Raw genomic sequence first — 14,477 nt, 5'->3', positions numbered from 1 at the left:
GTTCAGATTCCAACTTTTTTCAGAAAAATGAATTCCTTACGTCGAACTTACGTTAAATAGGCACTTTATTATGTAGTTCTGAGTAAGACCGTCTTTGGAGATTTTATTGATGCAAGATTCAGGCTCACATTCTTTCGGACCAAACCCTTTAACTCCTTATCCTTTTCCGGAATTTCCTAGAATTGGTTTTTTAAAAAACTTTATTCAATCTACTTTGATTGAAGTAGGAGATTATACATACTACGATGATCCGAATGGCCCGGAACGTTTTGAAAAGGAGAATGTTCTTTATCACTACGATTTTCGAGGAGATAAACTTGTGATCGGCAAATTTTGTGCGATTGCAACTGGAGTAAAATTCATCATGAATGGAGCCAATCATAAGACGAGCGCGTTCTCTACATTTCCTTTTGCGATTTTTTCAAACGGATGGGAAAAGGCCATGCCTAAGCCAGGAGATTTTCCGGATAAAGGAAATACGATTGTAGGCAACGACGTTTGGATTGGAACCAATGCGATCATTCTTCCCGGAGTTAATATTGGAGACGGCGCGATTATAGGCGCTTATTCGGTTGTAGCCAAAGATGTTCCGGCTTATACGATCGTTGCTGGAAATCCGTCTCAGGTGATTCGGGAAAGGTTTTCTACTGAAGTTAAAGAAAAACTTTTAAAGTTGAAGTGGTGGGATTGGCCTCCTAAAAAAATCACTGATTCGTTGGATTTTTTGACAACTCTTGATTTTCAAAAACTAGATGGATTTGATTTACAGTAGCTCCCACAGATTACGTCTTATTTCTAACAAAAAGTGAATTTGGAACGAAACGTTGAATTGAGTTTTTCGAAAAATGATATATTCAAATTTTATATTTTTCGCACAGAGAAATAATTTCCTGAGTTTTTGAAAGTTTTTCTGTGAAATTTAAGAATGCAGTAGTTCCCACAGATTACGTCTCATTTCTAACAAAAAGTGGATTTGGAACGAAACATTGAATTGAGTTTTTCGAAAAATGATATATTCATATTTTATATTTTTCGTACGAAGAAATAGTTCCCTGAGTTTTTGAAAGTTTTTCTGTGAAATCGTGATTTGCAGTAGTTCCCACAGATTACGTCTCATTTGTGAAATTTTTGCTACTCATTGTGTAAATCTTTATAAAATGAATTTCTGATTTGATCGTAGAACAAAGATTCTATGCAGAAATCTAAAAACAATTTTGGAATTTTATAGAGTTTTTTTACAAAGGTTTCCACGAAGTTGAAGAAAAAAAGGATTAGTATATGAATAAAAAAGAATATTCTAAATTTTCTAAAAAACATACGGAACAAAACGATATACTAAAAAAATTTCAGACCTTGCCCGGAGTAGGTAAATCGGTCTCGATGGATTATTGGAATTTAGGTTTTAGAAGTTTGGAAGGAATCCGTATCGCGGATCCGGAGGAATTATATGTCCGTTGTTGTAAGTTACACGGAGGATATGTGGATCGATGTATGCTCTATGTATTCCGCTGTGTTCATTATTCCTTAAATACTGAAAAGCCGAATTCAGAAAAGCTAAAGTGGTGGAATTGGAAAGATACCGAAAAAAATCAAAAATCCAAACGATAGTTAACTCCGACTTGAACATAAGTTAAAATCGTTTTAGATTCGTATAACATAGGAATCAAAATTTTCGGCCCGAAAATTTTTAATGCAAGTTGATCGGGATCACCTTCGTTTTCGGTGATATAACCTGTTTGAAGTGTGTTCTTTAAATTCATGTTGCTTGTTTCCAAAAACAAACTCCAGTTTCCTTTTAATTTTGTGGAAAGTCTAAGATTCATTTCGGTTCCAATAGATTTCCATCGATAATCCAAACCGAATTGATTTAAGCTGAGCATTTGATTGGAACTGTCTATTCTATATTCATTATTTCTAAAAGAAGAAGGACTTGTCATATCTAAATGGAGAATTTGACCTTGTAGTGTAAAACGTTTCAAGAATTTCCATTCAAATCCGATTCCAAGACTATATCCCTTATAATGACTGGAATATTCACGAAAGCTAATGCGACTCGGATCGATTCCGCTTCCAGTTTTTTGACCAATACTATCGACTTCTTGACTGGTTCTCGTCCAGATTCTTTCTATTCCTCCCAGAATTTGCAGATCTAAAATCGGATGTGGATAAGGGGTAAAACCGACACGAGAAGAAACTTTTTGAAATTTGGTATTCATCTCTCCTAAAATTGCGTTAACCGTCCTTTCTCCGGAAGATTCTGATTCTGAGCTGGTTCCGAATGCGAGAGTTTGGAATCCGTTTACGTCTATATTACGTTTTGCTTCTGTTCCTCGTAGTTCAAATGTTAGCCGATTCCAAACATATCGAATGCGAGTCGTAGAGCCAGTGTTAGGTGTTTTATAAGGATTGGTGAGAATTTCCGCCTGGCCCGAACTGCTAAAGGCCAAGCCAGCGTATTGAATGGTTTGGTAAAAAGGTCTTAGTTCTGATTGTTCGGTACCATCTCCGATTCCGAAAGAAACATCCAGATAATGTCTTTTTGAATCGATCAGTTCTTGTTCTCTTTTTTTAGAATTTTCTAATTTGGATTTTTGTTTTTCAGCTAACTCGGCGAGTTCTTTTGATTTTCTTTTTTTTTCTTCTTCTTTATTTTTAGTTTCTTCTTTTTTAGGGATTGTCTCTATAGTTTTTGAAAAAGATATTTTTCGAATGTTCGATTTCTTAAAAATTTTTGTGGTTCCATTCGAAAGTTTAAATGTGACTGTTTCTTTATCTTGGTTTAGTATATTTCCTTCTATTCTTTCTCCAGATTTTAAAAGAGCAGTTTCGCTTTTAAGTGAAACCGTTGTGGTTAAAAAAACTATGATCGAATAAGAAATAAATTTTTTCATAAAATTTATTTTTGCAAATAAGGTATCGGGAATAATAACACATTGTTTGAATCTTGCAATACGATTTAGTTTTCTAAAAATGAATTTTAACAAAAAAGAGTTTAAAACTTTTCGAATTGTTTTGCGGATGGGTTTATGAAATGATGAATTACTTTTTTATAATCGTGAAAAACAGAATAGAATCGAGAAGATTTTTATCGTCTAACAAATATTTGAAATGAAGAATCGATTTTCGGAAAATTTTTACTCGGAGTTATATAATGAGATATCTAATGTTTTGTATTGAAATAGGGTTTTGCAATTAAAACTTACGATACTCAATTTTGTAAGGACAGTAACTATATTAGAATTGTTGAAAAATTAATTTTCTTCATTTAAACAAATCATTTGTTGATTTGGATTTTTTCAATAACTCTACTTTTAATTTACTGTTTCTTTTGGGGAAGATGGACGAATTCTATTCTCAAAATCCAATCGAAATGCTTTTTCTGGCTTTATTATAAATTATGTATATACTTAAAATATTTTTAAGTATATTTTTTTTGTAGAAAAGAAAGAAACTTGTCTTCCTGATCTAATTTACTTTTTAAAAGAAGAATTCTTAATTGATTGGGTGGGTTGGAAATTTTGATTAGATCTTTTTCAGTGCAAACTAAAAAATCAAAATTTTTTGCAATCGAGTTTAAAACGTTCTCGTCTTCTATCGTATAAGAATGGTGATCTCGGAAGGTTCTCGTTTCCAATTCGGATGGTTGAAATTTACGGATCATAGAAAAAAAAACTTCCGGATTTCCGATTCCAGTAAACGCATATACTTTTTTACCGGATAATATTTTAGGAGAATCGGATTCTAAATTAGGAGATAAAAGTTTATCCGGTTCTAAAGAAAAACGAAAAATTTCTTTAGAAAATTGATTTTGAATATTTTGAACGATTCTTTCTACGGAAGGTTCATATTTAGAAAATATAATCTGATCCGCTCTTGTTAAAGAAGAAATAGGCTCTCTTAAATTTCCTGCAGGAATTAAAAAACGTTCTTTAGAAATTTTACTCGAGTCCAATAAAACAAGGTCCACATCCCTTTCTAAAACGTGATGTTGAAAACCATCGTCTAAAATTACGATCGAATTTTCTTGTATCTTTAACTCTTCTCTAAAACGAATATAAGAAGAGTATCTGTCTTTCCCAATCCAAACTTCGGCAAACGGAAGATGTTTTTTTAATAGAAGAGGTTCGTCCCCTGCCTCCATCGGTGTTGAGTGTTGTCCTACACGATGTCCTCGTTGAGAACCTTTTGCACCATAACCGCGAGATAAAATGATGATTTTCTGATCTGGAAATTTTTTATGAATTAGTTTTGCAATAAAGATAGAAAACGGAGTTTTCCCGGTTCCTCCCATGGAAATATTTCCTACACTAATTACAAAAGCGCCTGGAAGTTTTTTCTTTTTTGTAAGTTTCTGATCGAATATAAAAAGAACTCGATACAAATAAGAAAAAACATATAAAATCGGAAACAGTATAATTTGTAATATAGAAAGAGTAGAAAAAAAGTTCATAAGAATATTAAAATTCTGTTAAGTTATGTGTTTTCCGAAAATTGTATGTCGTAAAGTTTTTTATATTTTCCATCCAGTTGGAGTAGTTCCATATGAGTTCCGGATTCTACGATTTTTCCGTCTTCCATTGTAAAGATACGATTGGCAATTTGTACCGTAGAAAGTCTATGTGCGATGATGATCACAGTTCTGTTTTTATAAAGGGATTCTAACGCTTCTTGAACTAATCTTTCTGATTCGGTATCGAGCGCCGAAGTAGCCTCGTCCAAAATTAAAATTTCAGGATTGAGTAACAAAGCTCGGGCGATCGCGATTCTCTGTCTTTGGCCTCCGGAAAGCATAACTCCTCTTTCGCCTACGATCGTATCTAAACCTTCTTCAAATGATAAAATAAATTCCATCGCAAAGGCCTGTTCGCAAGCAGTACAAAGTTGTTCTTCGGTTACTTTTTGGTTTCCGTAGCAGATATTTTCTCGTATGGTTCCGTTAAACAAAAAAACTTGTTGAGAAACGATTCCGATTTTTTTTCTAAGATTACTTAGATCTAAATTTCGAATATCAATTCCGTCGATAAGAACTTTACCTTCCTGAGGATCGATCAATCTAGGCACAAGGTCAACTAATGTAGATTTGCCGGCCCCGGAGGCTCCCACCAATGCGATCGTTTCTCCCTTTGGGATTTCTAAATTGATTTCTTGAATGGCTGGATTTTTGGCGCCGGGATACGTATAGGTAACGTTGTTAAACGACAATCCATTTTCCATCTTTTTTAGAAATTTAGGATTTTCTGTATTTCTAATATCTGTTTCCTGATCCAATAATTCGAACACTCGATCTCCCGCCGAGATTGCGCTTTGGATCGAATTAGAGAGCATACTCATTTGTTTAAAAGGTCGCATTAAAAAAATTAACGTTAAAAAGAAAGCCATAAACATACCACGCGAGAATGTTCCGTCTTCCATAAGATACGCGCCGAAACTCAGGAAAATCACAACTACGATAGAACTAAACAACTCCGTTAACGAAGGACCTACTTGGTGATAAAAATGTCCTTTGAACGTTTTGTCAGAAAGGTCTTGGTTAAACTCCCAAAAACGTTTGGCTTCCGTTTTTTCCATAGAAAAGGCGCGGATTACTCTGATTCCGGAAATTACTTCCTGAAGGTGTCCGTTTAACAAAGAAAGACGCTCCTGTTGATTGCGTGTTGCTCTGCGGATTTTATCGGCAAACGCGGATACCGGGCCCATTACGATCGGAACGATTATAAAAACCGCAAGAAACATCTTCCAACTTAAATAAAGAAGAAGAAGTAAATGTGTGACGATATAAAAAAAATCAGTGATCGCGTCTTTCAAATCTGAACTGATCAATTTTCCTAAAACTTCTACGTCATTGATAATTCTACTCATTAGAATTCCGGTTTTTTCTTGTACAAAATGATTGAGGGGAAGAGTTTGAGCTTTTGTGTACAATTCCAACCTAAGATCTCGAATTGCTAGATAACCCGCCGAGTTAATACAATAAACTGCGGCGGCTAAAAAAATCAGTTTTAAAAGATAAACGGGAAAAACGATAAAACAAAAAAGAAGAACGAGTTCATCATGGCTCATTTTTTTTAGAGAGGAGTTGAGTTGTATTTTCCATTGAGTGAGTTTGAGTTCGATAGATTCAACGCTTGTAAAAGAATCCTTCTCTTCTAAACGTTGTAAAAGTATTTTATCTTTTTTAGTCAGAGAAATTTCGAAGTTCGTTTTTTCTCCGGTTCCTAAAGAATCAAAAATAGGAATCAAAGAAGTAAGAGAGGCTCCGTTTAAAATCGAAACGAGAAAGGACAGTACAATTCCTGAAGTCAATCTGTATTTGTACTTGAAGGAATACTTTAGGAGCCGTTTATATATATTCATTGTAAGGGTTTAGTCTTTTGAATACTTATCTAACCTTTTTTACAGGAATCCTCGTTTTGTCCCTTCTTTTTTCCGGTTGTAAATCTAGAGAAGAAGATCCTGAGGAGTTGATTCTTTCTATTCCATCCGACCCGATCAGTTTAGATCCTCTTTTCTCTACCGATTTATCTTCTCGTACACTCGGAAAATTTTTATATCCGTTTTTATTTCAAAAAGTACAGAATGGTACACCTAACTATCAACTTGTAGAATCATTTCAATTGATAGGTGCCGGAAAAATTCGTTCTTTTAAGCTCAAACTGAGAACTTATACTTTATCTAATGGAGAAAACTTAAAAGCCGAACAGGTTCGAGAATCTTTAGATCGGTTGGTGAATACTCCCGGCCCTAGAAAAAATCAATATTCTTTTATTAAGGAAATCAACGTTCTTTCGGAAAAAGAAATAGAACTAAAAATTACGGGAGGACTTAGACACGCAATAGATTTACTTTCTTTACCTCCTGCTGGAATCGTTTGTTGTAAAACCGCAAATTCAAAAACACTGGAAGCTGAATCTTTTGAAACATTAGAAAAAAAGAATGTATTAGAGACCCCTAAAGCTGGAAAATACGTTCTGAAAGAATGGAAAAAAAACAATCATATACTCCTAGAAAAAAATCCTTATGTAAACGAGGATCTTCCAAAAAAAATAAGGCTTAGAATTTTAGCTTCTGCTTCCACTGGGGTCTTTTTGTTTTCTAAGGGAAGAATGGATCTGATGCGTATTCCTAACTTCTTATTAAAAAATCCGCATATTCAAAAAGAGAATCTTAGATTTAGAAAGGGAAGAGGTATCCAATATATAGCGATTAATGCGAACGAACCTTGTTTTGATTTGAATTTTAGAAAAGCCTTAAATACTTCTGTAGACGCTGATCTCGTAATCCAAAAACTATTGGAAGGAAATGCGGATCTAACCTTCGGTCCGGTTCCTTTGGGGATTGTCGGATCATCTAAAATTCAAAAAGTTGTAGAGGAAGATCCGGAAATTCTTTCGATACAAAGTCATTCTCAAGAGAAAGCGAAGGAATATCTGAAAAATTCTTCTTGTTATCCGAAAATTTTAGAAAGGGAAATTGATTTTAGAATGAGGGGAGATGAGGAGAATAACGCGAATGGTTTGGCTTTGGTCGGATTTTTGAATAGATTAGGATTGAAGATTAAAATTCACCCGATGGAAAAGGTGACTCTTTATAAAGAAAATTCAGAAGGTAAAGGAGATCTAACGTTACTTTTTTGGTACGCAGATTTACCGGGGGCTTGGAACTTTATAGATCCCTTGTTTTCTGGCAAGGACAAGGGCAACGGCGGGAACAGGGCGCACTATGAAAATCGGGAGCTTGAAAATTTATTTTCCAAAGTTAGAAATTCCGATTCCTTGGATTTGGAATCGGAAACGATTCAGGCTTTGAGGATACTCCTCAGAGAAAATCCTTGGATTTTTCTCTGGTCACCGTATGAGGTTTTTTTAATATCCGAAAAAGCAAAACATTATTCTAGTTTGGAGGATTATCTGTAGTTTCTGGAAGTTCTAATTCTACGGAATCTCCGTCCCCATCTTCTGCTTGGGGAAGAAGGTTTGTAGTAGCCCCAGGTTCTTGTATGGAAGTTTCTGGAGTTGCTGTGGAACCCGCGGGAGAAGTAGGTTGTTCTCCTATATAATAATATTGACCATACAAAGGATACATACAAGGAACGGAGGAATGTAATTGCAAGCCGGTTTCTCCACATACGTCTACCTGCACAAAATCGCCGTTAAACGGTTTGACCAGCGTGTCTGAAAATCCTATATTTTTTGCGATATAGTTTGTGTAACGAAACCAGATGTTTCCACTGATCGCGGAACCGGAACCTTCAAATGGAGCCCCTACGTCGTTTCCGATCCAAACAGTTGTAACTAAATCTGGATTGACTCCTGCAAACCAAGCGTCTCTCACTCCTTTGCGCGATCCCCATTTTTTTCGGGCTTCTTTGGGAGATTGGACCGTTCCGGTTTTACCTCCCATCGGAAAAGAATCTTCACCTTTAAGTTTTAGTTTCATTGTTCCTTGTTCGCTTAACACTGCTTCTAAGAGATTGATCGTTTCTGCGCAGGCAACAGGATCTAAAATCTGAACCGATTCGTTTGGATCTTTTAAAGGAGTGGAGAACATTTCGCTACCTTCAAAATCTGTAATTCTAAGAATTTGAATGGGAGAAACTTTTTTACCTCCGTTTGCAATTGTAGCGTAAATCAAAGCGAGTTCCATCGGAGACAATTCCCCCGAACCTAATGCCAAAGAAAGATTGGGTTGAAATCTTTTTTCAAGAGTCGATTTGTCTATGTCTAAGATCATTGAAATTTTTTCCAAAAATTCGTTCACACCAAATTCGTTTAACAATTTGACTGCGATTGTGTTGATCGATTGTGCAAAAGCAATTCTTGCTGTAACTTCTCCTTTGTAACCTCTATACCAATTTTTAGGAGAATAACCTCGGATGTTGATCTCTTCGTCCATTACCATAGAAGAGGGGGTGATCATTCTATTTTCAAAAGCGATTGTATAGACTAAGGCCTTGATCGTAGAACCCGGCTGTCTTAGCGCCGAAACGGCTCTGTTAAGTCTAAATATATTAGAAATTTTGTAACTACCTACCATCGCCTCTATATAACCGTTTCCCGGATTGATTGAAATCAAAGAACCGTTCATATTGTCTATGATCGATTGTTGGATTCTTGCTTCTTCAGAATTTCCTTTTTTTGAATATGATATTTTTGTTTCATTTAGCTTTTTACGAACGGATTCGATACCTTCTCTTAAAGATTTTTCAGCGGCTTCTTGTTTATCGTAGTCCAGAGTTGTATAAACGTTCATTCCTCTGGTTTCAATATCTATTTCGGAGAACGTATCTAAAATATGCTGACGAATTCCGTAATTAAAATCGGGGGCGAGATTTACAGTAAAGTCTTTGTCAAAACCGTATCTAGCAATATCAGAAGAATAGAATTCTTTTTCGCCGTCTTTAGTGACTTCCACATTGTAGAAGGATTTGAATTTTTTCAGATTTGAATCTATCTTACGAGAGAAATTCTTATCGATGTTAGCTGGATTTGGATGTAGACGTTGATTTTCAGCCATCGGAATCAAAACGAGTTTCTGTCTTTTCAGAGCGGTTTTTAAACTTCGAACAGGATTATAATTGGAAGGAGCGGGAATGATTCCTACAAGCATAGCGGCTTCTTCGGGGGTAAGTTCTTTTGCCGCTTTGTTGAAATAATAACGGCTTGCTTCTTCCACCCCGGTATTGCCTTCTCCTAAGAAAATTCGATTGAGATACATGGAAAGAATCGTGCTCTTATCGAATTGACTTTCTAGATAAAAAGTACAGTAGAATTCCGTAATTTTGTTAAATATGTTTCTGGCTCCCAGATCTAAAGTAAGTTTTGCAAGTTGTTGAGTGATGGTAGAACCACCTTGTTTTTGAAATGTGGTCAGATTGATGAAGATCGCTCTTAGAAGCGCGGTGTAATTGATTCCGTGATGATTATAAAACTCCCTATCTTCGGAAGAAAGAAGCGCCCAGATAATGTTTTCGTGTTCGGCGAGATTGTCCGTGCGGATTGGTTTAAACTTTCTTCTGGAAAATTCTCCGATCAATTTACCGTTTCTATCTAAAATTCGAATTGGGCGAATTTGACTGACTTCGTAATAATTTGTGACCTCGTTTTTAAACTTATCCAGATTGGAGACGACTTCATCTTTTTTGGATAACCAAACCACATAAGAACCGCCGATTAAAAAAGAAGTGACTGAAATTGTTACAATGATCGCATAACGTAAAATTTTTCTCCAATGATTTTTTAAAAAGTGGAGAATCTTTATAAAACTTTTTTGGATTGAATTGAACACTTTTTCATTACCGGATGTCATCGTTTCCTCTTATTATCCTGTTGGATTCTAGAGAAAGACAATAGAAACGATACGATCTTTGTAAAGTATTAGAAATATTTTCCATTTAGAATTTCGAACCGGATCAGAAACTCTAATAGAGTTGTATTTGATTTTTTCGATAAAACAAAGTTTAAATTTGAGGACAGCGGTAAAATCAGCAGGCAAAGCTATTATAGAACTAACTTAACTTTGTATGTTAAATAAGATTCTAACGAACCTTCCATTTTAAATATGCCTTGTGTTATTAGGGTTCTGAGACGATATTCCCAAAATTTGTCTTGTATCAGTTGTTCGTAATTACCTAGGGCTGTTCCAATCAATCGGCTTGCATCACAAAAAGAATTTTGTGCGTCTAAATTTTTTGCACATTCGATTATAAAAGAATCCAAATGATTTTCTTCGACTGAAAGGACTATATCTCCCTTCCGAATTCGGAGTAAATTTGTATTGTTTAAAAATGTTTCCCATTCTTTTTTTAAATCCGTTTTCTCAGGATATGTTAAAAATGGAATTTCTTTCGACTTTTCATAGATTTTTGAAATTTCTTCGAACGATAATTGCCCCGTTCTAAAGATTTCGTATTCTTTATGGAACAATTCTTTGTAAATTTTCGAAGCGTGAATGACGCGTATTTGGTTTTGTCCTTCTAATAATGAAAGTATAAAACAAAGTCCAAGATAATCCCCTGCACAATCTCCTTTCCAGATAGTAATCGGTAAATCTTTAGGAATGGAATGGATTTCTTTCAAACATTTTGTAAAGTCGGAAAAATAATATTCTTCCTTATAATAATCGGAACTTATATTTTTAAAAAGCCATTGCTGTCTCTTTTTTTGTCCTACTTCTGTGTTGATTTGATAGATGGGTCCTATGGAGAGATCATCCCAAAATGGGATTATCCTCTGATCGAGCTGTTTTAAGTCGTAAGTTGTCGTTTCGGAAAAAGAAATTTGGATTTCTGAATATTTTGTTTTTTTCATGTTTTAGGAATAAGCAGTTGTATTATAAGAGTTAGAATAAAAAGGTAAGATCAAAACTACATAATCAAGTGTCCAATCCGATATTGCACTTAAATAATGAGTTGTTGAAAAATTAATTCGCCACTTAGTTTCTATTTTATGGAAACGGTCGATTGAAGCAATTTTATTGATCGTCACTATAAAATTTTTCAACAACCCTAATGTGAATTCTGCAAAAAAATTTGGGCGAATCCGATGTTGCCGAACTACGCTTTCAGCTCCAGTCAATAAATTGTATAAAAGAAACATTATATAATATTTATCTTTAATTTAAATTTATTATAAAATACGCTTCATAAAGAGTGTTCCGCTGAAGTTTCCCTACGCCTCAATCACTTTCGTGTATAGAGGACTGAAGAGACGGCGGAAGTCACTAAACTTTTCTTATTTCTGGCCTCAAAAATGTGGGAACTCTCGCGTTTAAAAGACATAATATTTTTTTAAAGCGAATTCTTGTATTCCCTCTTGTCAAACAATTCTAGGAACTCCTGAAATTTGCAATTTTGCAGTAAAACTTAGAATTGTGGGAACTCTTACAAAACCCAACGAATACTGATTAAACGAAATTCTTAAAAACTTCTGCATATCTGAACTTGTCGAGCACCAATAGAAGCGAGACGTTGAGTTTTTCGAACGGCCTGATTGAGTTTCACAAAAATGTAGGAACTACTATGAAAATAGAACTACATTTAGAACTGGTTGAAAATTCGCAAATTGCCAAATGCGACTAATTTGTAGGAATACTGCATTTGATTAAAAATTTATAAAGAATTATCGCGTAAAGTTCTTTGAGTTTGGAACAGTTCTTAGTAAAATCGTCCGCTAATTTTGGATACTATTTCTATATGTCCCGTAGTAAATAATGTGAGTTGGTGTAAGAAAAACTAAAAAATTTTCTAAAATTAGTACTTCCTACATTTCATTTATGGAAATGATTGATACTAATTTTTAAAAGCTAAAAACAGTGGAGTTCCCACATTTCAAAGTTTTACCGTAAAATATAGATTTATGAGAGTTCCCATAGATTAAGTCGTATAATAAATTTTAAACATTTATTTTTTATGAAAAAATCAGATTTTTATAAAACGAATCCTTACGCCGAACTCACGTTAAATATCCAAAATGTAGAGAAGTTTTTACTTACTCTTCTTTAGAATCGTAAAATTGACCCTTCTGTTTTTTTTACGTCCTTCTTCGGAATCATTTTTATTCAAAGGAGCACTGTCTCCAAAACCTTTGGTTTGGATTCTTTCCTTAGAAATAGAATGTTTTTGAAAAAGAAATTCTGCGACCGCGGCCGCTCTTTTTTCAGAAAGAATTAGATTGTCCTTTTTTTTACCAACGTTATCGGTATGACCTTCTATCTGAATTTCAATATCTGGGTTTTCCTTTACGATTTCCGCAAGACGATTCAGTTCTAGAATGGATTCTGGAGCGATCTGAAAACTTTTAGACTCAAAAAATAAATTATTGATTTGAATGGAGCCTCTATCTTGGATCGGAGGAAGTTGTAAAATTACTTCCACTTTTTCGGAGAATTTCTTTTTAGAACTTAGATTCAAGTTTTGTGATACAGGAAGATAACCTTTTTTCTGAGCATAAAAGCCGTAGTTATCACCAAAGGGAAGGATAATCGAAAAATTACCATTAGACGGATCGCTTTTGGTGCTACCAATCTTTTCGTGAGACTTTAAAGATTCATAATGTATATCAGCAGAAAGAGGATTACCTTCTGTATCTAAAACTTTTCCGTTTATGATCACAACTTTTTCGGGACGCATCTCTTTAGGAAGATAAGCCATAAACAATCGGCCGTCTTTGCTGATATAAGCCCAGTCGCTGTTTGCGGGAATGGAAAAGAAATTTACACCTTTTAGGTTTTCGGAAACTTCCACGGGTTTGGTCCATTGATCCCAACCTTCTCCCGTTCTTTTTGTCATATAAATGGAAAGTCCTTTGTGACCGTCGCTGGAAAAATAAAGGGTTCTATCGTCGCTTGCTAAAAAAGGAGCCATCTCTTCATGAGTTGTATTGATGACTTCTCCTAAGTTTGTTCCTAAAGGAAAGGTTCCGTCGTTTAACATTTTGCTGACATAAAGATCTAATCTTCCTTTGGAGTCTTTATGTTGAGAAGAATAAATTAAAATTCTACCTGAAGAAGAAAGAGTAGATCCACCGAAAATTTCTTGGCTTGAATCGTTTTTCTTTCTATAAAGATTATAAAAATCAGGAAATTTTAATATACTTGGTTTAGACCAAGAATCCTTTTCCTTAAAACTTTTATAAAGAGGGACTCTACTTGAGATTTGTTTCGTTTTTTCGTCGTATTCTGTTCTAAGCTCTTCTATCTTTTTTCTATATTCGTTTGAATTTTTAGAAGAACGAGCGGCCAAGTTTCCCTTTGTTTCAAAATCTTTACTGAGTTCATCTAAAAGTTCTTTTTCGCCAAACGTCCCAAAGACGAAAAGTTCGTTACCACCAGGAAGCGCAGAGATAACAGCGGAAGGCATTTCATTATTTAAAGGAGCGCTCATCTCCTTACCATCTTCCCAAAAACCTTTTTCGTCTAGTTTGGAATACCAAATCTTTTGAGTTCCAGATTTACCTCGTTTAATATAAGCGGTCCAAAAAAGATATTTACCGTCCGGAGAAACTGTAGGATTAAATGCAAAAATATTATGATTTACGTAATCAGGAATTTTTTTAATCGTCCAAGGTTTGATTTCTTTGGAATTTAAAAAGGGATAAATCTCATAACGTATCGGGTTGCAGGTGGAACCTTTCATACTACATAGAATTTTCACGGTCTTGTCGTTGAGTTGAGAAAGTTCGGAAGTGATTTCGTTGGATTCGATGGGGACGTATGCGTTTTCAGTATTGAGTAATTTTCCGAACTGAAGGATTTTTCCAGTCAATAATTTATAGCCAATTTCTAATTTGAATGTTTCGTTGTGAGAAACGTTTTTTAGTTTTTCCTTTTGTGATGCGAGTTGAGTAAAATTTTCTTTAGGAATCCAAGAAGTGGATTCACTTAGTTTTTTTGAGGAAAGATTTTTATCCTCGGACTGAAGACCAGAGAAAAACAAAAAACTTAAGATCAGGGTCAGCAGAGTTTGTAAAATACGCATACGT

The 14,477-nt window shown here is 34.8% G+C and carries 9 protein-coding genes; 3 read left to right on the top strand and 6 right to left on the bottom strand.

What is annotated here, in order from left to right:
• Nucleotides 1–109 precede the first annotated feature (109 nt).
• Together LEP1GSC059_RS02015 and LEP1GSC059_RS02010 are read left to right on the top strand one after the other, a co-directional pair.
• A complete protein-coding gene (locus LEP1GSC059_RS02015) occupies nucleotides 110–772 on the top strand; it encodes a CatB-related O-acetyltransferase (RefSeq protein WP_017215362.1) in 663 nt (220 codons plus the stop codon).
• A 506-nt stretch (nucleotides 773–1,278) separates the two neighbouring features.
• Complete coding sequence (locus tag LEP1GSC059_RS02010) at nucleotides 1,279–1,608, top strand: helix-hairpin-helix domain-containing protein (RefSeq protein ID WP_002178141.1); 330 nt, start codon at nucleotides 1,279–1,281, stop codon at nucleotides 1,606–1,608.
• On the opposite strand, the gene LEP1GSC059_RS02005 is transcribed toward LEP1GSC059_RS02010, so the two are convergent.
• The 3 genes from LEP1GSC059_RS02005 to LEP1GSC059_RS01995 all read right to left on the bottom strand — a co-directional run bounded on the left by LEP1GSC059_RS02005 (nucleotide 1,590) and on the right by LEP1GSC059_RS01995 (nucleotide 6,354).
• Nucleotides 1,590–2,891: an LA_0442/LA_0875 N-terminal domain-containing protein gene (locus LEP1GSC059_RS02005; protein WP_420323966.1), complete on the bottom strand. Its 1,302-nt coding sequence runs from the start codon at nucleotides 2,889–2,891 to the stop codon at nucleotides 1,590–1,592. The two genes, LEP1GSC059_RS02010 and LEP1GSC059_RS02005, sit on opposite strands and share 19 nt — an antisense overlap.
• 527 nt (nucleotides 2,892–3,418) lie before the next feature.
• Complete coding sequence (gene lpxK / locus LEP1GSC059_RS02000) at nucleotides 3,419–4,450, bottom strand: tetraacyldisaccharide 4'-kinase (protein ID WP_020980257.1); 1,032 nt, start codon at nucleotides 4,448–4,450, stop codon at nucleotides 3,419–3,421.
• Between the two features lie 23 nt (nucleotides 4,451–4,473).
• Entirely contained in the window at nucleotides 4,474–6,354 is a 1,881-nt protein-coding gene (locus tag LEP1GSC059_RS01995) for an ABC transporter ATP-binding protein (protein ID WP_081099775.1), read from the bottom strand.
• 17 nt (nucleotides 6,355–6,371) lie between these two features.
• On the opposite strand from LEP1GSC059_RS01995, the gene LEP1GSC059_RS01990 reads away from it, so the two are divergent.
• Nucleotides 6,372–7,913 carry an ABC transporter substrate-binding protein gene (locus LEP1GSC059_RS01990; protein ID WP_036056864.1) on the top strand — a complete coding sequence of 514 codons (1,542 nt, stop codon included), beginning with the start codon at nucleotides 6,372–6,374 and terminating at the stop codon, nucleotides 7,911–7,913.
• Here the strand turns inward: LEP1GSC059_RS01990 and LEP1GSC059_RS01985 are convergent.
• From LEP1GSC059_RS01985 to LEP1GSC059_RS01970, 3 genes are all read right to left on the bottom strand, one after another.
• Nucleotides 7,891–10,305: a transglycosylase domain-containing protein gene (locus LEP1GSC059_RS01985; protein WP_017215364.1), complete on the bottom strand. Its 2,415-nt coding sequence runs from the start codon at nucleotides 10,303–10,305 to the stop codon at nucleotides 7,891–7,893. The two genes, LEP1GSC059_RS01990 and LEP1GSC059_RS01985, sit on opposite strands and share 23 nt — an antisense overlap.
• Nucleotides 10,306–10,496: 191 nt before the next feature.
• Complete coding sequence (locus tag LEP1GSC059_RS01980; protein WP_017215366.1) at nucleotides 10,497–11,306, bottom strand: DUF1835 domain-containing protein; 810 nt, start codon at nucleotides 11,304–11,306, stop codon at nucleotides 10,497–10,499.
• 1,175 nt (nucleotides 11,307–12,481) lie between these two features.
• Nucleotides 12,482–14,473 carry an OmpA family protein gene (locus LEP1GSC059_RS01970; RefSeq protein ID WP_020980191.1) on the bottom strand — a complete coding sequence of 664 codons (1,992 nt, stop codon included), beginning with the start codon at nucleotides 14,471–14,473 and terminating at the stop codon, nucleotides 12,482–12,484.
• Nucleotides 14,474–14,477: the final 4 nt, after the last annotated feature.

Source organism: Leptospira noguchii serovar Panama str. CZ214 (assembly GCF_000306255.2).
In the GTDB taxonomy this organism is placed as follows: Bacteria; Spirochaetota; Leptospiria; order Leptospirales; family Leptospiraceae; genus Leptospira; species Leptospira noguchii.
The sequence above is the reverse complement of the archived record's forward strand: the minus strand, read 5'-3'. Positions and strand labels throughout refer to the sequence as shown.

What these genes read in the sequence shown, in the direction of transcription:
- LEP1GSC059_RS02015 (WP_017215362.1), top strand. Translation starts at nt 110, where the DNA reads ATGCAAGATTCAGGCTCACATTCTTTCGGACCAAACCCTTTAACTCCT.
- LEP1GSC059_RS02010 (WP_002178141.1), top strand. Translation starts at nt 1,279, where the DNA reads ATGAATAAAAAAGAATATTCTAAATTTTCTAAAAAACATACGGAACAA.
- LEP1GSC059_RS02005 (WP_420323966.1), bottom strand. Translation starts at nt 2,891, where the DNA reads ATGAAAAAATTTATTTCTTATTCGATCATAGTTTTTTTAACCACAACG.
- lpxK (WP_020980257.1), bottom strand. Translation starts at nt 4,450, where the DNA reads ATGAACTTTTTTTCTACTCTTTCTATATTACAAATTATACTGTTTCCG.
- LEP1GSC059_RS01995 (WP_081099775.1), bottom strand. Translation starts at nt 6,354, where the DNA reads ATGAATATATATAAACGGCTCCTAAAGTATTCCTTCAAGTACAAATAC.
- LEP1GSC059_RS01985 (WP_017215364.1), bottom strand. Translation starts at nt 10,305, where the DNA reads ATGACATCCGGTAATGAAAAAGTGTTCAATTCAATCCAAAAAAGTTTT.
- LEP1GSC059_RS01980 (WP_017215366.1), bottom strand. Translation starts at nt 11,306, where the DNA reads ATGAAAAAAACAAAATATTCAGAAATCCAAATTTCTTTTTCCGAAACG.
- LEP1GSC059_RS01970 (WP_020980191.1), bottom strand. Translation starts at nt 14,473, where the DNA reads ATGCGTATTTTACAAACTCTGCTGACCCTGATCTTAAGTTTTTTGTTT.